We start from the raw sequence: 20,804 nt of genomic DNA on the forward strand, positions 1-20,804 counted from the left end.
TGTGTGGACTGAGACGATCGAGATGAGCGAGCACCTGATTTGAGCAAGCAGCTGATGGGCGTGGGTCCGGGCGGTTGGATGCGCAGGCTGTGGGCCGAGAGCCGGTCGCACGGCGGGCTGCTCGCGGGGATCGGGGCCGCGTTGGCGGTCGGTGCGGTGGTGGAGATCACGGCGCCGCTGCTCACCAAGCGGGCGCTGGATGCGGCGGGTGTAGGCGACACCGACGTCATCGGTGTGATCGCAGGGCTACTCGCGGTGCTCGCGGTGGGGCGGTTCGCGGCCGCGTTCGGGCGCAGAATGCTGGCGGGACGACTGTCGTTGGATGTGCAGCACAGCCTGCGACTGCAACTGCTCGGGTCGCTGCAGAGACTGGACGGGACCGGGCAGGACGCCATGCGCACCGGCCAGGTGGTGTCCCGATCGATCACCGATCTGCAATTGGTGCAGGGGCTTTTGGCCATGGCGCCGCTGTCGGGGCTAGCACTGCTGGAGTTCCTGCTCGCAGCCGCGGTGATGGTGTGGCTGTCACCACCGCTCGCGGCCGCCGCCCTGCTGGTGGTTCCGGTGATCGCGCTGGTCGTCTATCGGATGCGGCCACGGCTGTATGCCGCGACCTGGTCCGCGCAGCAACGCGCCGCCGAGGTCGCCCAGCACGTCGAAGAGACGGTCACCGGCGTTCGCGTGGTGAAGGGGTTCGGGCAGGAAGCCCGCATGGTCGAGGTGCTCGAGCGGCACGGCAGGGCGCTGTATGCCGAGCGCATGCGCGCGGCGAAGATCAACGCGCGGTTCGCGCCGACCGTGTCGGCGGTCCCACAGGCCGGTCTGGTCGCGGTGATCGCCTTCGGCGGGTGGCTCGCGCTGCACGACGCCATCGGTATCGGCACCTTCCTCGCCTTCGCCGCGTATGTGGCCACCATGACCACGACCACCCGCACCATGACCTCGGTGGTGATCATGGCCCAGCTCACCCGTGCGGCGGCCGAACGGGTCTACCAGGTGATCGACACCGCGCCGACGATCGCCGACCCCACGCACCCGATCGCCCTGCCCGAAGGCCCACTCGGCATCGAAATAGACTCCGTCACCTTCGGATTCGACAGCGACCGCCCGGTGCTGCGTGACCTCGACCTGACCGTGCAACCCGGCGAGACGGTGGCGATCATCGGTCCCGCGGGTTCCGGCAAAACCACACTGTCGCTGTTGTTGCCCCGCTTCTACACACCCGACTCCGGCACGATCCGCCTTTTCGGCACCGAAACCGACACCACCGCCCAATCGGCGTCGTCGAGCCCGGAACTCGATCGCGCCGCCGAGGAACGCATCGCCCAGCCGCGAATCGGCCCACCGAACCGCGCTTCGGGCGGGGCGGCAACCAGCCGACCAACGGCGGGCCGCGCACATCCGACGGCTATCGATATCGCGGACGTCCGAGCTGCCGACCTGCGCAGTGCAATCGGTGTTGTCTTCGACGACCCGTTCCTGTTCTCCGACAGCATCGCCGCCAATATCGCCCTAGGTAGTCCGGACGCCACCGATGCCGAGATCCGCCGAGCCGCCGAACTGGCCGCGGCCGACGATTTCATCACCGAATTGCCCGACGGCTATGACACCGTGGTCGGCGAGCGCGGGTTGACGCTGTCCGGTGGTCAGCGCCAGCGGATCGCGCTGGCGCGGGCGCTGCTGGCGCGGCCGCGCATCCTGGTGCTCGACGACGCCACCTCCGCGGTCGACGCCGTGACCGAGGCTGCGATCTTCGACACACTGCCGGACCAGGGCGGGCGCACGACAGTGATCCTGGCGCATCGCGAGTCCACCCTCGCCCACGCCGACCGAGTGATCCGCCTGCCCGCCCCCACGGTGTCGCATCACCTCGAGCATCTGGATGCCGCTGCCGTGCCGATCCGCATCGGGCGTGGGTCCGCCGCGATCGGCGGGCCCGCATCGGGTGCAGCGGCCGATCTCAGCGAAACCCCCGAGTTGCGCCGCGATATCGAACGGCTGCCACCGGCCACCGAGGCACCCGGCCTGGACGAGCGGCAACTGCGGGAGCCCGATCCCGGCTTCCGGCTGGCTCGGCTGCTGCGGCCGGTCCGCTGGCTGGTGCTGGTCGTGATCGGTTTGCTGGCGCTGGACGCACTCATCGGCGTCACCTTCCCGCCGATCGTCCGCTATGCGATCGATTCCGGTGTCGGCCATGCGGATTCCGGTGCCCTCGCCACCGCGGCGGCACTCGGTGTCGTGCTGGTGTTTGCGGGCTTGGCGGTCGCCGCGGCGGCGACCGTGCTCACCGCACGCACCGGCGAACGGGTGCTCTATGGCCTGCGCGTACGCAGCTACGCCCACCTGCAACGGCTCGGCCTCGACTTCTACGAACGAGAACTGTCCGGTCGCATCATGACCCGGATGACCACCGATATCGACGCCTTGTCGACCTTCCTGCAGACCGGTCTGGCGACCACGCTGATCGGTGGCCTGACCCTGGTCGGCATCGCGGGCGCGCTGCTGGTCATCGATGCGTCACTGGCCGCGGCCGTGTTGGTCGCCTTGCCACCGCTCGCGGTTGCGACCTGGCTGTTCCGTCGCGTCTCCTCGACCGCATACACGGTGTCGCGCGAACACGTCTCGGCGGTGAACGCCGATTTCCAGGAGAACGTCAGCGGTCTGCGCGCGGTGCAGGCCAGTCGTCATGAGCCGTTCGCGGCGCACCGGTTCGCCGAATACTCCGCGCGCTACCGCAACAGCCGGATGCGGGCGCAGCGCGCGATTTCGATGTACTTCGCGTTTGTCATCGCGTGGGCGGATCTGGCGCTGGCCGTGGTGGTGTTCGTCGGCGCCCGTGCGGTCGCGGGCGGCACCACGAGTCCGGGGACGCTGATCGCTTTCGTGCTGTATCTGGAGCTGCTGTTCGGGCCGATTCTGCAGCTCTCCCAGGTATTCGACGGGTATCAGCAGGCCAGGGTCGGCCTGCGGCGGATCGGGGAGCTGTTGCGCACTCCGTCCTCGATCGCCGCGGATCCTGCGCAGGCGGTCGCGATCACGGACGGTCTGCGCGGCGAGGTCACCGTCGACGATATTCACTTCCATTACCCGGGCACCGACGCACCCGCCCTCGATGGCGTATCGCTGCATATCCCGGCGGGCTCGACCCTCGCGCTGGTCGGCCCGACGGGCGCGGGCAAATCCACCATCGTCAAGCTTCTCGCTCGCCTCTACGATCTGCCCGACGACCTCGACGCGAACCAGGATCCCGCACACCGTGTCCGGAATCTCGACGACGCCGCAACCAGCGACCCGACCCGCAGTCCGGTAACCAGCGCGATCCGTGTCGACGGTGTCGACATTCGCCACTACCGCCTCACCGACTACCGATCCCGCCTCGGCATCGTCCCGCAGGAGGCGCACCTCTTCACCGGCGATGTGGCGAGCAACATCGCGTTCGGAAAACCGTCCGCGACCGAGGCCGAGATCGCGGCGGCCGCCGCGGCGGTCGGCGCAACGGACATGATCGCCGCGCTGCCACTCGGCATGCGCCAACCGGTCGGCGAGCGCGGCCGCGGACTCTCGGCGGGGCAGCGGCAACTCGTCGCACTCGCCAGAGCCGAGCTGGTCGGCCCCGATCTCCTGCTGCTGGACGAGGCCACCGCGACACTCGATCCGGACACCGAGGCAGCGGTGCTGTTTGCCAGTCGTTCGCTGGCTCGCGGCCGCACCACCGTTGTCGTCGCGCACCGGCTCGGGACGGCAGCGCGCGCCGATCGGATCGCCGTCGTCGATCACGGGAAGATCGCGGAAATCGGCACACACGAGGCGCTGGTGGCGGCCACGGGGCCGTATTCCCGGCTATGGGCTGCGGCTCGGGAAACGGGGGGAATATTCTCGGTCACAGACGAGTCGTCACATATGGGATCGGGACTGTCGGGTGGTCAGTAGATCCGCCGGTTTGCTGCTGGGCCTATCCTCAGATAGGGCGCATCGGCGCGCATCCGCTGATCCCCGTGCCGGGCACGTCACAAACGTCGCAGCGCGAAGAACGAAATGAGGCGAACACCTGCTGTGAGCAGCTCAACTTCCCAGTTCGGACAGAACCAGTGGCTAGTCGATGAGATGTATCAGAAGTACAAACAGGATCCATCTTCGGTAGACGAGAGTTGGCACGAGTTCCTCGCTGATTACACCCCCGAAGCCACTGGAGATTCCGGTAACAGCCAGACCGCGGCTCCGGCCGCACCCGCGCAGGCCGCGCCGTCCACGCCGGCGGCTATGACTTCCGCCACACCCGCGCCCGCCGCAGCTGCACCTGCCCCGGCCGCTCCGGCTCCTGCCGCGCCCGCCCCGGCACCGGCAAAGCCCGCGGCACCGGCCAAAGCCACCGCGCGCACCCCACAGACCACTCCGGCGCCCACCTCGAACGCGACGCCCACCTCCGGCGGACCCAAGCCCGCCGCGGCCGCCGACGAATCGAAGGTCCTGCGCGGCGCAGCCGCCGCGGTCGTCAAGAACATGTCCGCCTCGCTGACCATCCCCACGGCGACGAGCGTGCGTGCCATTCCGGCCAAGCTGATGATCGACAACCGTCTGGTCATCAACAACCACCTGGCCCGCACCCGCGGTGGCAAGATCTCGTTCACCCACCTGCTCGGGTACGCGATCGTGCAGGGCGTCAAGGCCTTCCCGAATCTGAACCGGCATTTCGCCGAGATCGACGGCAAGCCGAACGCGATCACCCCGGCGCACACCAACCTCGGTCTCGCCATCGACCTGCCCGGCAAGGACGGCAGCCGCACCCTCGTCGTGGCCGCCATCAAGGGCTGCGAGGAAATGACCTTTGGTCAGTTCCACACCGCCTACGAGGACATCGTCCGCCGGGCCCGTGACGGCAAGCTGACCACCGAAGACTTCACCGGTGTCACCATCTCGCTGACCAACCCCGGCACCATCGGCACTGTGCACTCGGTGCCGCGGCTCATGCCGGGCCAGGGTGCGATCATCGGCGCGGGCGCCATGGAGTACCCGGCCGAGTTCCAGGGCATGAGCGAAGAGCGCATCGCCGATATCGGCATCGGCAAGCTGATGACGCTCACCTCCACCTACGACCACCGCATCATCCAAGGCGCGGAGTCCGGTGATTTCCTGCGCACCATCCACCAACTGCTGATCAGCGACGAGTTCTACGACGAGATCTTCCACGGCCTCGGTGTGCCCTACGAGCCGGTGCGCTGGCGCAAGGACATCCGCGAGCGCGGCGTCGACAAGAGCTCGCGCGTGCTGGAAATGATTGCGGCCTACCGCAACCGTGGCCACCTGATGGCGGACACCGATCCGCTGCGTCTGGTCAAGGACAAGTTCCGCAGCCACCCCGACCTCGACGTCACCCAGCACGGGCTGACGCTGTGGGACCTGGACCGCACCTTCAACGTGGGCGGCTTCCACGGCCAGGAACAGATGAAGCTGCGCGAGGTGCTCTCGGTACTGCGCGACGCCTACTGCCGCCACGTCGGTGTGGAGTACACCCACATTCTCGACACCGAGCAGCTGCAGTGGATCCAGGAGCGGGTCGAGCAGAAGCACGCGAAGCCGACTGTCGCGCAGCAGAAGTACATCCTGAACCGACTGAATGCGGCGGAGGCCTTCGAGACCTTCCTGCAGACCAAGTACGTCGGCCAGAAGCGCTTCTCGCTGGAAGGCGCCGAGACCGTCATCCCGATGATGGACGCGGTCATCGACCAGTGCGCCGAGCACTCGCTCGACGAGGTCATCATCGGCATGCCGCACCGCGGTCGCCTCAACGTGCTCGCCAACATTGTCGGCAAGCCGTACTCGAAGATCTTCACCGAGTTCGAGGGCAACATGAACCCGGCGGGGGCGCACGGCTCCGGCGACGTGAAGTACCACCTCGGCGCGCACGGCACCTACCTGCAGATGTTCGGCGACAACGAGATCGAGGTCTCGCTGACCGCCAACCCGTCGCACCTGGAAGCGGTCGACCCGGTGCTCGAGGGTCTGGTCCGCGCCAAGCAGGACATCCTCGACAAGGGCGACGGCCCGGAGGGCTACTCCGTTGTCCCGCTGATGCTGCACGGTGACGCCGCATTCGCCGGTCAGGGCGTGGTCGCCGAGACGCTGAACCTGTCGGGTCTGCGTGGCTACCGCGTCGGCGGCACCATCCACATCGTGGTGAACAACCAGATCGGTTTCACCACGGCGCCGGAGAACAGCCGCTCGACCGAATACTCCACGGACATCGCGAAGTTCATCGGCGCGCCGATCTTCCACGTGAACGGCGACGACCCGGAGGCCTGCGACTGGGTGGCGCGTCTCGCGGTGGACTTCAAGCAGAAGTTCCGCAAGGACGTCGTGATCGACATGATCTGCTACCGGCGTCGCGGCCACAACGAGGGCGACGACCCGTCGATGACCCAGCCGTACATGTACGACGTCATCGACACCAAGCGTTCGGTTCGCAAGGCCTACACCGAGAGCCTGATCGGCCGTGGCGACATCTCCCTCAAAGAGGCCGAAGACGCCCTGCGCGACTACCAGGGTCAGCTGGAGCGAGTCTTCAACGAGGTCCGCGAGCTGGAGAAGTACGTCCCGGAGCCGAGCGAATCGGTCGAGGACGACCAGCAGGTGCCGACCACCGTCGTGACGGCGGTGGACAAGACGGTGCTGCAGCGCATCGGCGATGCCTTCCTCAATGTGCCGGACGGTTTCAACGTGCACCCGCGTGTCAAGCCGGTGCTGGAGAAGCGTCGCGAGATGGCCTACGAGGGCAAGGTCGACTGGGCCTTCGCCGAGCTGATGGCCTTCGGCACGCTGATCGACGAAGGCAAAGCGGTGCGGTTGACCGGTCAGGACTCGCGTCGTGGCACGTTCACCCAGCGGCACTCGGTGATCATCGACCGCAAGACGGCCGAGGAGTACACCCCGCTGCACAACATCGGCAGCACCAACCCCGGTTGGTTCGCGGTGCACGATTCGGCGCTGAGCGAGTACGCGGCGGTCGGCTTCGAGTACGGCTACTCGCTGGGCAACTCCAACGCACTTGTGTTGTGGGAGGCGCAGTTCGGTGACTTCGTCAACGGCGCGCAGTCCATCATCGACGAGTTCATCTCCTCCGGTGAGGCCAAGTGGGGTCAGCTGTCGGACGTCGTGCTGCTGCTGCCGCACGGCCACGAGGGCCAGGGTCCCGACCACACCTCCGGTCGGATCGAGCGCTTCCTGCTGCTGTGCGCCGAGGGCTCGATGACGGTCGCCGTGCCGTCCACCCCGGCGAACTACTTCCACCTGCTGCGCCGCCACGCGCTCGACGGCATCCGCCGCCCGCTGATCGTCTTCACTCCGAAGTCGATGCTGCGCAACAAGGCTGTGGTCTCGGACCTGAAGGACTTCACCGAGTCGAAGTTCCACTCGGTGTTCAACGAGCCCACCTACGAGCAGGGCATCGGTGACGGCAACAAGGTCAAGCGGGTCCTGATGACCAGCGGCAAGCTCTACTACGAGCTGGTCGCGGCGAAGGCCAAGGGCAACCGCGAGGACATCGCCATCGTGCGGATCGAGCAGCTCTACCCGCTGCCCAAGTTCCGCCTCAACGAGGCACTCGCGACCTACCCCAACGCGACCGACATCGCCTGGGTCCAGGAGGAACCGGCCAACCAGGGCGCGTGGCCGTTCTTCGGCCTCAACCTCCCCGAGCTCCTCCCCGACCGCTTCACCAAGCTCCGCCGTATCTCGCGCCGCGCCATGTCGGCCCCGTCCTCGGGTTCGAGCAAGGTGCACGCGGTGGAACAGCAGGAAATCATCGACGAAGCCTTCGAGCCCACCAGCTAGTTCGCTAGTTCGTCAATGACCCGATGCCGGGTCGAATCCGCCTCTCCCCAGAGCGATTCGACCCGGCGTTCTGCTTTTCGATACCGCACGTCGCCACCATCTCACGACCTGCCGCTGTGAAGCGGTAGTTCGCGCAATGCTTGGTGCACGAGATCGACGGCTGGTATCCGAGGCTTTGCGATGATCTGCTCCATGGATGCCGGTCGAACTGCGCCGGCCACAACCGCGTCAGGCGGCAGCCGGTGTGCTTTCCAACGAAGGAGCAAGGATTGACTGGCAGGTCGACCAGCTGAGCCAGGTCGGCGCCGACGCGTCAACGGCGACGAAGTTTCGGTCAGTTCCCGGTGGTGATGCCGGTGGCGAATTTGACGACAACTTTCTCGTCGGTGATCTCCTGAACCGTGACGTTGACGCCTTCCGCGGGCTGGGTTTGCCCGGCTGGGATTGTGACCTCCTGACCGGCCACCTTCAGGGTGATCAGATTGCCGTTCACGGCAACCAGTTCGGCGTCGACGCCGAGGACGGTGGCCTTGGCGTGCACGCCGCGGGTGAAGGTGACGGTGCAGCCGCTGACGTTGCAGTCGGACTTGGTGCCCGGCCCTTCGACGGTGCAGGCGGCCACGCCGAACGAGGCGAGCAGCGCGAAAACGCAGAGGGCGATCAGCCGTCGGAGAAACATGTCGCCGAGTGTAGGGGTACCGAGCAGTCGAGGGTTGTCGCTCGGCGCGTCACCTTGGTTGCGGTGGACGGCCTGCGGCGTCGGGTTCAGGGGCATGGCCGGTGAAGATGTCGGGGCGCGATGCCGCCGTGACGCCGGGCACTCGGTCTTGCACAACGAAGCTGGCGCGAGTGTGGATGGGCGCGCCGGGGCGCCGGATATAAGGCACGACGCGGAAGTCGTTGCGCCACGATCCCTGATCGAGTTCGACGCGGACATAGCCACGTTGTGCGTTGAAGAATTTCATGTCGGGATTGGCGGCGAGCAAGTTGCGCCCGGTGGGGTTGATGTCGGCGCCGTCGCCGCCGCTTGTGATCGATGTTCCGGTGAATTCCGATGCGACGACGGGTGATTCGGGATCGGCGTAGTCGCGGCGCAGATCGGCAGCGTAGTTGTGGTGCCGGTCGCCGGTGATCACGACGAGGTTGCGCACGCCGCGGTCGGCGGCGGCGCCGAGCACGGTGTTGCGGTCGGCGACGTACCCGTCCCAGGCGTCGGTGCCGAGGTCGGTGCCGGGGCCGGGGTCGTAGTCGGATCGGCTCATCGCCACCTGATTGCCGATGATCTGCCAACGAGCCGTGGAGCCGGAGAACCCGTCCAGCAGCCAATCACGTTGCCGCGCACCGAGTATCGTGCGATCGGCTGCGAGACCGTCGGCGCAATCGGCGACGTTCTTGCCGTCGCATGCCTGCCTGCTGCGGTACTGCCGGGTGTCGAGCATGGTGATCTCCGCGAGGTCGCCGAAACCATAGCGCCGATGCAAACGCATGTTCGGCCCGGCCGGCAGCTGTTCGATCCGCAGCGGCTGGTGCTCGTACATCGCCTGGAAGGCGGCGGCGCGGCGGCGGCGGAACAGCGCAGGAATGCGATAAATGTCGAGCCCGAGCCCTGGCGCGTCGGCCGCCCAGTTGTTGTCGACCTCGTGGTCGTCCATGGTGACAAGCCAGGGGAACGCGGCGTGCGCGGCACGCAGCGGCTGCTCGGCTTTGGCCTGTGCGTAGCGCAGCCGGTAGCCGGCCAGGTCGACCGCTTCGGCACGGAACTGCGGCTCGACCGTCATGCCCTCGCGGCCACGGTTCCAGCCGCGCTCGTAGATGTAGTCACCGAGATGGACGACCAGATCGAGGTCTTCGGCGCTCATGTGTTCGTAGGCGGTGTAGAAGCCGGAAGTCCACGATTGGCAGGAGGCGAAGGCGAAACGCATGCGTGCGGTGGGCCGGCCGGGCGGCGGTGCGGTGCGCGTCCGGCCGATCGGCGAGATCGCCGATCCCGCGCGAAAGCGGTAGAAGTACCAGCGGTCCGGGGCCAATCCATGGACCTCGGGATGCACGGTGTGGGCGAGCGCGCGCGTCGCGACCGCGCTCCCCCGGGCCACCACCTGCTGGAAGTGCTCGTCATGAGCGACTTCGTATTCGACGGTCACCGGAGCAAGTGGCATTCCGCCGAGCCCGTCCGGGGCAAACGGGTCGGGCGCCAACCGGGTCCACAACACCACGCCATCGGAGGTGGGATCTCCCGACGCCACCCCCAAACTGAAAGGGTCCCCCGGCCACCGCGGCGCCCGAAACCGCCCGCTACCGGCCGACGACGCGCCGACCAGCACCGCAACCGATCCGGCGGTGCCGAATCTCAACAGCTCCCGGCGAGACAGACCCATACGTCAGGGTATATCCGTCACCCTCGACAGCGCGGCGGCGAGAGCGGGGCTGAGCGAAAGCGCAAGGGCCACCAGGGATTCGACCAAGAGGTCCACCAGTTGGTGGCGGGAGATAGGTTCGTCGCGGAGCCAACTGAGGGTGGTTTCCTCGACGAAGGCGATCCAGCCGCGGATGGCCAGGAGCAGGCGGGGGCGGTCTGCGTCGTCGACGGGGACGGGGGCCTCGGTGAGGATGATGCCGACGATGGCGTTGCGTGTTTCCTCTACCAGGGTGACCAGCAGTGGGCTGGTGCTGGCGGGACCGCGCAGCAGCGCCAGGTAGGACGTGCGATTGTCACTGACGTAGGCGATATAGCGGTCGATCGAGTCGCGCAGCATGTCGAATGTGCCGAGCGAGCGGTCGGGAGCGACCCGTTCGAGCAGTTCGGCATTTGCGTGGTGCACGATCGCCAACTGGAAATCCTGCTTGGTCGGGAAGTAATGGAACAGCAGGCCGCGGGAGATGCCTGCCTGTTGGGCGATCTCGGTGATAGAGATGTCTTCGATAGCTCGTTCGCCAAGCATCTTGGCACCCAAGGTAATCAACTGTGTGCGGCGCTCGTCCGGGCTGAGCCGGGTGCGCTTCACGGTCTCTCCGGTGCCTTTGGTACCCACACGGCCATCTTACTGAACGACAGTCAATACTGTTGACTCATGCTCAATAAGACCGTAGTCTCGCCTATATGAGTCGCAAGGTTACAGACAAAGCTGTCGCCAACCGCCCCGCCCGTCACGTCAAGACGATCATCATCGGCAGTGGATTCGCCGGCCTCGGCCTGGCCATTCGCTTGAGCCAGCAGGGCCGCACCGATTACCTGGTGCTGGAACGCGGCAGCGATGTCGGCGGCACCTGGCGCGACAACACCTACCCGGGCGCCGCCTGCGACGTGCCTTCACACCTGTACTCGTACTCCTTCGCGCTCAACCCGGACTGGTCGCGCTCGTTCTCCAAGCAGGGCGAGATCCAGCAGTACATCCAGGGCGTCGCCAAGAAGTACAACGTGCTCGACAAGCACCTCTTCGACTGCGATGTCACCTCCGCGCGCTGGAACACCGGCACCAACCGGTGGGAGGTCGAGTCCGCGAAGGGCAGCTTCACCGCAGACACCGTGGTCTCCGCGGTCGGCGCACTGTGCGAGCCCGCGCTGCCGGACATCAAGGGCATCAACAACTTCAAGGGCGAGATCTTCCACTCCGCCCGCTGGAACCACGACGCAGATCTGACCGGCAAGCGTGTCGCGATCATCGGCACCGGCGCCTCGTCCATTCAGATCGTGCCGTCCATCGCGGCCCAGGTCGCTCACCTCGACGTCTACCAGCGCACCGCGCCGTGGCTGCTGCCCCGCATGGACCGGCCGTACACGCTGCCGGAACGTCTGGCCTTCAAGCACATCCCCGGCTTCCAGCGCCTCTCGCGCGCGGCCATCTACGCGGCCCGCGAGACCCAGGTCGTCGGCCTGGCCAAGGTCCCCGCGCTGATGCAGGCGTTCGAGCTGATCGCGAGGGCCAAGCTGAAGCTCGAGATCCGCGATCCCGAGTTGCGCGCCAAGGTGACACCGAACTTCCGGATCGGCTGCAAGCGCATGCTGATCTCCAATGAGTACTATCCCGCGCTCGGCCGCGACAACGTGGATGTGATCACCGACGGCATCGCCGAGGTGCGCGAGAATTCGATCGTCACCAAGGACGGCACCGAGCGCGAGATCGACGCCCTCATCGTGGCGACCGGCTTCCATGTCACCGATTCCCCCGCCTACAACACCATCGCGGGCAAGGACGGGCGCACCCTTTCGGAAGTGTTCGACGAGATCGGCCAGCAGGGCTACAAAGGCTCGTCCATCGCCAACTTCCCGAACATGTTCTTCCTGCTCGGGCCGAACGTCGGCCTCGGCCACACCTCGATGGTGTTCATGATCGAATCGCAGATCAACTACATCGCCGACGCGCTGGCCACGGTGGACCGGCTGGGCCTGCAGACTGTCGAGGTGCGCCGCGCCGCGCAGGACGCTTACAACGCGGAACTGAAGAACAAGCTGGAAGGCAGCGTGTGGAATACCGGCGGCTGCTCCAGCTGGTACCTGGACAAGCATGGCAACAACACCACGCTGTGGCCCGACTTCACTTTTGAATTCCGCAGGCTGACAAGAACATTCGATGTCGCTGCCTATGAAACGACAAGCGACGATTCCCGAAACGATCTGAAAGTGGTGGTCGCACAGTGAATACAGCATCGCGCAGCGATTCGATGAGGGGTGGCGGCCGGGAGACGGGTGGGCGCAACGACGCTTACTTCAAAGACAAGGTCTGTGTCATCACCGGTGCCGGCTCCGGCATCGGCCGCGCGCTCGCGGAGAACCTCGCCGGGCGCGGCGCCAAGCTCGCGCTGTCGGACATCGACACCGAGGGCCTCGCCGAAACGGTGCGCCGCTGCGAAGCGCTCGGCGCCGAGGTGAAGTCGGACCGGATCAATGTCGCCGAGCGCGAGGCCGTGCTGCTCTACGCCGACGCCGTGCGGGCGCACTTCGGCAAGGTCAACCAGGTCTACAACAACGCGGGCATCGCCTACCACGGCGAGGTGATCCGTTCGGAGTTCAAGGACATCGAACGCATCATGGACGTCGACTTCTGGGGTGTCGTCAATGGCACCAAGGCGTTCCTGCCGATGCTGATCGAGTCCGGCGCGGGCCATGTCGTCAACGTGTCCAGCCTGTTCGGCCTGATCGCGGTGCCCGGCCAGAGTGCTTACAACGCAGCCAAATTCGCGGTGCGCGGGTTCACCGAGTCGCTGCGCCAGGAGATGCTGGTCGGCAGGCACCCGGTGCAGGTGACCTGCGTGCATCCCGGCGGCATCAAGACCGCGGTGGCCCGTAACGCCACCTATGCCGAGGGCATCGACGGCAAAAACGCCGCATCGATGTTCGACAAGAAGCTGGCGATGCACACCCCGGAGATGGCCGCGCAGACCATCACCGAGGGCGTGCGCAAGGGGCACGGCCGGGTGCTGATCGGTTGGGAGGCGAAGGCGCTCGACCTGTTCGTCCGTATCACCGCCTCCGGCTACCAGCGCATCGCCGCCGTGGTGAATCGCCGGTTCCAGCTCTGATCACGAGAAGGCACAGTCGAGGAAACACCATGCGCGACATCAACCTTCCGCTGCCCGTCGCACGGGCGGTGCTGCGGCCGATCTTCCGAGTGACGCTGAACGAGCGGATGCCGTGGCGGTGGCAACGCCTGTTGCTCGATGTCGGTTCCCGCGCGCAGTTGCTGCCCGCGGGAACTGCCGTGCGCAAACTGCGCCTCGGCGGCAGGCCCGCCGAGCAAATCTCGGCGGGTTCGCAATCTCCGCGCGGCGCGACGGCGCGGGGCGCGATCCTCTACCTGCACGGCGGCGGCTACGCGGTCGGTTCGCTCGCGACGCACCGTTCGCTCGCCGCCCGACTTGCACACGAAACCGGCTGCACCGTCTACGTTCTCGACTACCGGCTGGCGCCGGAGCACCCGTTCCCCGCCGGGCTCGACGACGCCGAGTTGGCGTTCCTCGAGCTGGTCGAGAGCGTGGGCTACCGTCCCGACAACATCGCCCTCGCCGGTGATTCGGCAGGCGGCGGGTTGTCGCTTGCCACGGCCCAGCGCCTGCTCGCCCAGCACGGGCACACGCCCGCTGCGCTCGGACTGATCGCGCCATGGGCCGATCCGAACCAGATCCCCGAGCGCCACCGCGACCTGGTGATCAACAAGCCGTGGTCGCGGGCATGCGCTGCCGCCTATCTCGGCAACGGCGATTCGACAGACCCCGGTTACGCCCCGCTGACCGGCGAGCTGCGCGGCCTGCCGCCGACGTATGTGCAGGTCGACACGAGCGAGCTGCTGTACAGCCAATGCACCGAGTTGGTCGCCGCACTGCGGGCCGCAGGCGTGCAGGTGCGGTTCGCCGAGACGCAGGGACTGTGGCACGTCGCGCAGTTGCAGGCCTCGCTCGCCGCGCCTGCCGCGGCGGCGCTGACCGAACTGGCCGAATTTCTGCGCGAAGCGATCCAACCGACGTCCGCTCGCGACCTAGGATAAGCAGCCGCCTCGTCGTCCCCGACCCCCGCAAAGCCGAGGACGGGCCGAGTCCGGCTGCGTACGATTAAGGCCTCGATCGGCCGCTATTTTCGAGCCAGATCACTTTTCGGTGGTCGAGGGAATGGCCCGGTCTCAGGTGTCGTAGATTACTGGCGAGTAAAACCACGTGGAAGGGCACTGATGCGAGAGTTCGAAGTCCCGGCTTCCTACACCATTCCGGAAGACGCGAACAATTCCGATAACGTCTTCCGGCACGCCGAGCAGTCGCCGGGCGCGGTGCTCTTCAACATTCCGAACGGCAACGGCGGATTCGCCGATGTGACCGCCGCGGAATTCGCGAAGACCGTCACCAGCGTCGCCAAGGGCTTCATCGCCTCGGGCATCGAACTCGGCGACCGCGTCGCCATCATGGCCCCGACCCGCTACGAGTGGGCCGTGCTCGACTTCGCCATCTGGGCTGCCGGTGGCTGCACCGTCGCCATCTACGACAGCTCCGCGCCCGAGCAGGCCAAGTGGATCCTGCAGGACTCCGCCACCAAGCTGCTCGTGCTCGACAGCGACAAGCACCGCGCGGTCATCGACGAGATCGATGCGGGCGCACTGACCGATCTGAAGGAAACTCTGCAGATCGACAAGGGTGCAATCGAGGAGCTCACCACTCGCGGCGCCGACCTGGACGACGAGGCCGTGCACGCGCGCCGCGCACAGGTCAACGCGGCCTCGCCCGCGACCCTGATCTACACCTCCGGCACCACCGGTCGCCCCAAGGGCGTCATGCTCTCGCACTCGAATCTCTACGCCGAGTCGAAGTCCGACCGTATCGCGCTGAGCAAGTACGTCACCGCCGGCAAGAAGACGCTGATGTTCCTGCCGCTTGCGCACGTCTTCGCGCGCGGCGTCACGCTGGCCGCCTTCGACGCCAAGGTCATCGTCGCCTTCACCTCCGACTGGTCCACCCTGGTCGACCAGTTCGGCAGCTACCGCCCGCACTTCATCCTCGCGGTGCCGCGCGTGTTCGAGAAGGTGTTCAACAGCGCGAAGCAGAAGGCGCACGACGGCGGCAAGGGCAAGATCTTCGACACAGCCGCCGAGACCGCCATCGCCTGGAGCGAGTCGCTGGACAACGGTGGCCCCGGCCTGGTGCTGAAGCTCAAGCACACGCTGTTCGACAAGCTGGTCTACAGCAAGCTTCGCGTCGCGCTCGGCGGACAGTGTGAGGCCGCGGTATCCGGCGGTGGACCGCTCGGCGCACGTTTGGGCCACTTCTTCCGCGGCGTCGGCGTCACCATCTACGAGGGCTACGGGCTCACCGAGACCACCGCGGCCATCACCGTGAACACGCCGGAGAACATCCGGGTCGGCACCGTCGGCAAGCCGACCGAGGGCCACGCCATCAAGATCGCCGAGGACGGCGAGCTGCTGCTGCGCGGTTCGGTGGTGTTCAACGGCTACTGGGGCAATGCCACGGCCACCGAGGAAGCGTTCGCCGACGGCTGGTTCAAGACCGGCGACCTCGGCGCGATCGATGCCGACGGCTACCTCACCATCACCGGCCGCAAGAAGGAAATCATCGTCACCGCGGGCGGCAAGAACGTCTCCCCCGGGCTGATGGAGGATTCGCTGCGGGCGCATCCGCTGATCAGCCAGGTGATGGTCGTCGGTGATGGCCAGCCGTTCATCGGCGCGCTGATCACCCTCGATCCGGAGGCGCTTCCGGGCTGGAAGGAACGCCACAACCTGCCCGCGGACACCCCGATCGAGAAGCTGATCGAGAACGCCGAGCTGGTCGCGGAGGTCGATGCGGCGATCGCCGACACCAACAAGAAGGTGTCGCACGCCGAGGCGATCAAGAAGATCCGCATCCTGCCCGTCGACTGGACCCAGGAGACCGGCGAACTGACCCCGAAGATGTCGCTCAAGCGCGCGGTGGTCATGAAGCAGTACGCCACCGAGGTGGAGAAGATCTACGGCTGAGGTAGTTTCAGACGAAGTGTGGCCCGCGCAGATACCTGTCGCGGGCCACGCTTTTTGGGCGGCGTCAGCGGTGTGGCGGCCGGCTGGAGTCGAATGCCTCGGCGGCCTTGTCGAGCGGCACCGAGACAGCCGCGCCGAGACACCGATCGCGACGGTGAGATAGGCCGGGTGTGTGAGCTGCTCGCGGAGCGCTGCCGGACGCGTTGGGCCGGGCGGCAGCGTCTTTCGCCTAGGGAAGGCACTGGCCCACACATCTGTGTGGGTGAAACCGGCCCGAGTGACGCGGAAACCGACACTCACCCTGAACTGGTGTGAGTGGAGGACGTCCGAGAAGGACGGTGTCCACCGATCTCACCGATCGGGAGACACGCTGTGGTCGGGGAGCTTGTCGAGGAAGTCGGCGATCAGCGGCGCGATGTCACCCAGGTGCGTTTCCAACGCGAAGTGACCGGTGTCGAAGAGGTACAACTCGGCATCTGGGAGATCGGCGAGGTAGGCGTGCGCCCCGGGAGCGGGAAAGAAGGGGTCGTTCGCGCCCCAGGTGATCAGGGCCGGTGGGGTGTACTTGCGCAGCCAGGCCTGCCATTCCGGATAGGCGGCGACGTTGGACTTGTAGTCGAAGGCCAGGGCAACCTGTGCTGCCTTGCGGCCGGGCAGGTCTAGGAAGTGCTGATCGAGGGTCCAGGACTCCGGCGAGATCACGGCGGGGTCTGCGACGCCGTGCTCGTACTGGCCGCGGGTGCCTTCCAGCGTGAGCAAGCCGCGAATGGTGTCCTCGGCGCCCGCCTGCTCCGGTGTCAATGCGGTGAATTCCTTTGCGCCATCGGACAAACCTGCCTCGTAGGCATTGCCGTTCTGCACCACGAGGCCCGCGATCCACTCCGGGTGGCGCGTAGCGATGCGGAAGCCGACGGGAGCGCCGAAGTCGAAGACATACATCGCGAAACGGCGCAGGCCGAGGCGTTCGACGAAGCCCTCCACCACGTCGGCGAGCCGATCGAAGGTGTACTCGAAATCGGCTGGGGAGACGGTGTTGCCGAAACCGGGGTAGTCGGGGGCGATCAGCCGGTATCGGCTGCCGAGCACGTCGATCAGCCTGCGGAACTGGTGCGAGGCGGAGGGAAAGCCGTGCAGTAGCAACAGCACCGGCGCGTCGGCGTGGTCCGGGATCGACTCCCGGTAGAAGACCTGGACTCCGGCGACATCGGTGCTGCGGTACTCGACTCGAGGCAAGGCGTTCATCTGTTCACATGCTTTCTTGATGAGATGTGCATTAGTTTTAGCTCGAGGCATACTAATGTGTCAATTCTTTGGAGTAGCATTAGAATCATGAGCGATTCCACCCCGCTGATCGGCGAGCCACTGGCACTGGACTTGGTCAACACCGCACCGGACGGGCCCGACCTGCTCGGCACGCCGGAGCAACTGGCGAAGTGGCTTGCGCGGCAAGCAGATCGGTTGCACGGCGTCGGGATCGAGCAGCCGACCGCGACCGACCTGATTGCCGTCCACGCAGTCCGCGAAGACACTGCCGCCGCGCTGGAGGCCATATTTGCTGGGCAGCAGCCGCCCACCGCCGCCCTGCGTGGATTGGAAAAAGCCCAGGCCGCGGCGCCGCTCATCCGAGAGCTGACCTGGAACGGCGACGCCGTGGTCGCGACCGCTCGCCGCGACGGCCCACTCGGCGCTGCCGCCGCGGCGGCGCTGGCCGAGTCCGCCATCGACCTGCTCACCGACCCATCGATCGACAAACTCAAGCGCTGCGAAGCCGACGACTGCGTGCTGCTGTTCCTGCCCACCCACCCTCGTCGGCGCTGGTGTTCGGCACAGCGATGCGGCAATCGGGTGCGTGTCGCCCGCTACTACCAGCGGCACAAGCCTGAGGGCTCGGCGAACTGAATCCACTCGGGCCTCGCGAAACACCGGGTGTACAGCGACACAGCCGGCCGGGATACGTCACCGAGTGGTCATACTTTTGTCGTAAATCCGGCAGTAGGCTCGCTTCATGGCCGACCTGCGGGTACAGCGTGTAATAGCGGGGATCGTTTCGGCCGGGCTGGCACTCGGCGTCGCCGAACTGCTCGCCGCCTTCATGGGTCCCGAACGCGCACCGCTGGCCGCCCTCGGCAACACCGTCGTCGACCACACTCCCGATGGCCTGCGCGAATGGGCGATCTCCACCTTCGGAACCAACGACAAGACGGTGCTGTACCTCTGCATGGCGGCGGTCGCGATCATGGCCGCCGCAGGCGCGGGCGCGATCGAGCGCACCACCCGGGCCGCAGGCTCCATCCTGCTTGCCCTCTTCGGTCTCCTTGCCGCCGTAATCGCCGCCGATCGCACCGGCTTCGCGGGCGCTATTCCCACCGTAATCGGCGTCGCCGCAGGCATTTACGCATTGCGAGTGCTGACCCGGCGCATCGACGAGGCCGCCGAATCGATCGCCCCCGAATCTTCCTCGGCCGCCATCGGCGCCTCCGGACGCACCCCGGGCGCCGGTAGCCCAACCAGTTCGGCAGATCCCGCCTCAACCGAGCAAAATGACCACGCCGCAACACAATCCACAGATCTCACCGGCGCAGCTACTCCGCCCGGATCCAGCATGCGGTCGGTGAATGCGCGCACAGACGATGCCGGACGCACCGGGCTGGGTGCAGCGACGACCTCGGAGCGGCGGCAGGTATTGCGCGGGCTTGCCATGACCGGCGGGTTGGCGGTGCTCGCCGGAGTGGGTGGGCGGTTGCTCGGTGCTCAGCGACACGATGTTTCGGGTGAGCGGGCCGGGGTGCAATTGCCGGAACCGATCGAGCCGCAAGCGCCGCTCGCGCCAGGTGTGGACCTACGCTTGCCGGGGCTGACACCGTATGTGACGTCGAATACCGACTTCTACCGCATCGACACCGCGCTGATCGTTCCACAGGTGTCCATCGATGATTGGTCGCTGCGCATCCACGGCATGGTGGATCGCGAAATCCACATCACCTGGGCCGATCTTGCGAATCGGACGGCTGTCGAAAGCCTGGTGACCTTGGCCTGCGTCTCGAATCCGGTCGGTGGCGATCTGATCGGCAATGCCCGCTGGCGCGGTTACCGCCTCGACGCGCTGCTCGCCGAGGCGAGCCCGCATCCCGATGCCGACATGGTGCTCTCGCACAGCATCGACGGCTTCACCGCGGGCAGCCCGCTTGCCGTCCTCACCGACGGCCGCGATGCCCTGCTCGCCGTCGGCATGAACGGCGAACCGCTACCGGTCGCGCACGGCTATCCGGCCCGGCTCGTGGTGCCCGGCCTCTACGGCTACGTCTCCGCCACCAAATGGGTCACCGAACTCGAGGTCACCCGATTCGACCGCGCCACCGCCTACTGGACCCGCCGCGGGTGGTCGGCCTACGGCCCGATCAAGACCGAGTCTCGCATCGATACCCCGCGATCCCGAGCCCGTATCAAGGCGGGCCCCACCCCGATTGCTGGCGTCGCCTGGGCCCAGCACCGCGGCATCAGAGCCGTGGAGATCCAAATAGACAACGGCGACTGGCAACCCGCCCGCCTGTCCACCGAACAGTCCATCGACACCTGGCGCCAATGGGTCTACGACTGGAACGCCACCCCCGGCACCCACACCCTCCGCGCCCGCGCCACCGACGGCACCGACGGCACCGGCGAAACCCAAACCGCCGACCGCCGCGACGTAGTCCCCGACGGCGCCACCGGCTACCCCACCATCACCGTCCAGGTGGGCTGATCGCGACGCACTCTGCCCGCTGAGCACTGCGAGTACGCCTCCCCGATCCGCGCGTGCTTTCCGTCGGCGTCGTCGTCCGGGATTAGGATCCGACGTGGTATCCGTTGCTGGTCCCAAGGAGCGCAGCATGTCCGCCGTATTCGATTGGGCGCGCGAAGAGAACCTGCAGCCAGAACTGATCACGGTGGAGATCTGGAAACAACTTCCCGAAGAATTCTGCCGCCTTGTCGAGGTCGTGAACGGTGATGCGGTCCGCGCGGAATCACCGAGTCGTCCGCAGCAGACAGCGACGTACAAAATTGCCGACATGGTGGACAGAGCCATCAATGAACACGTCGACCAATACCGGGATGAATGTCTGGACATAAGCATTGATTTCGATGTTCTGCTATGGGAGACGCCACGAACAACCATCAGGCGGCCCGATATCGCCATCTACGATTGCGCGCCTTCGGATCTCCGACCGTTGCCCGCTCACCTGGTGAAACTTGCTATCGAGATCGTGTCCCCGGGTAACACTCAGGTGGATCTGATAGAGAAGAAGGCCGAGTACGCCATCGCCGGTATCCCGTGGTATTGGATTGTCAGAGTTGTCGACAACCACGTCTCCGTCGTCGATATCTTCGTTCTCGATCATGCATTCGGCCACTATCGACCTCATGCCCAGTTGACGCCAGGCGGGCCTCGAACGACTATCGACCTGCCGATTCGAATGTCGATCGACTGGGATCGACTTACTGGGCTCGCGCGCTGACATTGCAGTGCCCCGTGCGCGATTGCTC

General features: G+C 66.3%; 13 protein-coding genes. 9 read left to right on the plus strand and 4 right to left on the minus strand.

Translation table 11 applies throughout. The features are described from left to right. The first annotated feature begins 54 nt into the window (after window positions 1-54). Together ACLMAL_RS13990 and ACLMAL_RS13995 are read left to right on the plus strand one after the other, a co-directional pair. Window positions 55-3,930, plus strand: coding sequence for an ABC transporter transmembrane domain-containing protein (locus ACLMAL_RS13990; protein WP_411999486.1), 3,876 nt, complete (start codon window positions 55-57; stop codon window positions 3,928-3,930). 105 nt (window positions 3,931-4,035) lie between these two features. After that, window positions 4,036-7,827 carry a multifunctional oxoglutarate decarboxylase/oxoglutarate dehydrogenase thiamine pyrophosphate-binding subunit/dihydrolipoyllysine-residue succinyltransferase subunit gene (locus tag ACLMAL_RS13995; protein ID WP_328405601.1) on the plus strand — a complete coding sequence of 1,264 codons (3,792 nt, stop codon included), beginning with the start codon at window positions 4,036-4,038 and terminating at the stop codon, window positions 7,825-7,827. 334 nt (window positions 7,828-8,161) lie between these two features. Here ACLMAL_RS13995 and ACLMAL_RS14000 read toward each other — a convergent pair whose 3' ends face one another. From ACLMAL_RS14000 to ACLMAL_RS14010, 3 genes are read right to left on the minus strand one after another with little or no spacing between them, the layout of a single operon-like run. Further along, window positions 8,162-8,506: a hypothetical protein gene (locus ACLMAL_RS14000; RefSeq protein ID WP_411999456.1), complete on the minus strand. Its 345-nt coding sequence runs from the start codon at window positions 8,504-8,506 to the stop codon at window positions 8,162-8,164. 49 nt (window positions 8,507-8,555) lie between these two features. Next, window positions 8,556-10,202, minus strand: coding sequence for an alkaline phosphatase D family protein (locus ACLMAL_RS14005; RefSeq protein WP_411999457.1), 1,647 nt, complete (start codon window positions 10,200-10,202; stop codon window positions 8,556-8,558). A 3-nt stretch (window positions 10,203-10,205) separates the two neighbouring features. Next, a complete protein-coding gene (locus tag ACLMAL_RS14010; RefSeq protein ID WP_411999458.1) occupies window positions 10,206-10,856 on the minus strand; it encodes a TetR/AcrR family transcriptional regulator in 651 nt (216 codons plus the stop codon). Between the two features lie 68 nt (window positions 10,857-10,924). Here ACLMAL_RS14010 and ACLMAL_RS14015 point away from each other — a divergent pair, with 68 nt between their 5' ends. From ACLMAL_RS14015 to ACLMAL_RS14030, 4 genes are all read left to right on the plus strand, one after another. Then, on the plus strand, window positions 10,925-12,463 hold the full coding sequence (locus ACLMAL_RS14015; protein WP_411999459.1) for a flavin-containing monooxygenase: 1,539 nt from the start codon (window positions 10,925-10,927) through the stop codon (window positions 12,461-12,463). A gap of 23 nt (window positions 12,464-12,486) precedes the next feature. Beyond that, complete coding sequence (locus ACLMAL_RS14020) at window positions 12,487-13,344, plus strand: SDR family NAD(P)-dependent oxidoreductase (protein ID WP_328413371.1); 858 nt, start codon at window positions 12,487-12,489, stop codon at window positions 13,342-13,344. A 29-nt stretch (window positions 13,345-13,373) separates the two neighbouring features. Next, window positions 13,374-14,306, plus strand: coding sequence for an alpha/beta hydrolase (locus tag ACLMAL_RS14025; RefSeq protein WP_411999460.1), 933 nt, complete (start codon window positions 13,374-13,376; stop codon window positions 14,304-14,306). Between the two features lie 180 nt (window positions 14,307-14,486). Then, window positions 14,487-16,280 (plus strand): AMP-dependent synthetase/ligase, encoded by a 1,794-nt coding sequence (locus ACLMAL_RS14030; protein ID WP_411999461.1) that lies wholly within the window; start codon window positions 14,487-14,489, stop codon window positions 16,278-16,280. Window positions 16,281-16,631: 351 nt separating this feature from the next. Here the strand turns inward: ACLMAL_RS14030 and ACLMAL_RS14035 are convergent, their stop codons facing one another. Further along, the gene (locus tag ACLMAL_RS14035; protein ID WP_411999462.1) at window positions 16,632-17,522 is read right to left on the minus strand and encodes an alpha/beta fold hydrolase; all 891 of its coding nucleotides are present in this window, start codon (window positions 17,520-17,522) and stop codon (window positions 16,632-16,634) included. An 87-nt stretch (window positions 17,523-17,609) separates the two neighbouring features. Here ACLMAL_RS14035 and ACLMAL_RS14040 point away from each other — a divergent pair, with 87 nt between their 5' ends. From ACLMAL_RS14040 to ACLMAL_RS14050, 3 genes are all read left to right on the plus strand, one after another. Continuing rightward, a complete protein-coding gene (locus tag ACLMAL_RS14040) occupies window positions 17,610-18,179 on the plus strand; it encodes a CGNR zinc finger domain-containing protein (protein ID WP_411999463.1) in 570 nt (189 codons plus the stop codon). A gap of 106 nt (window positions 18,180-18,285) precedes the next feature. Further along, window positions 18,286-20,022 carry a molybdopterin-dependent oxidoreductase gene (locus tag ACLMAL_RS14045; protein WP_411999464.1) on the plus strand — a complete coding sequence of 579 codons (1,737 nt, stop codon included), beginning with the start codon at window positions 18,286-18,288 and terminating at the stop codon, window positions 20,020-20,022. Between the two features lie 127 nt (window positions 20,023-20,149). Further along, window positions 20,150-20,776 carry a Uma2 family endonuclease gene (locus ACLMAL_RS14050; RefSeq protein WP_411999465.1) on the plus strand — a complete coding sequence of 209 codons (627 nt, stop codon included), beginning with the start codon at window positions 20,150-20,152 and terminating at the stop codon, window positions 20,774-20,776. The last annotated feature ends 28 nt before the right edge of the window (window positions 20,777-20,804 follow it).

It is taken from the genome of Nocardia sp. CWNU-33, assembly GCF_046764895.1.
In the GTDB taxonomy this organism is placed as follows: Bacteria; Actinomycetota; Actinomycetes; order Mycobacteriales; family Mycobacteriaceae; genus Nocardia.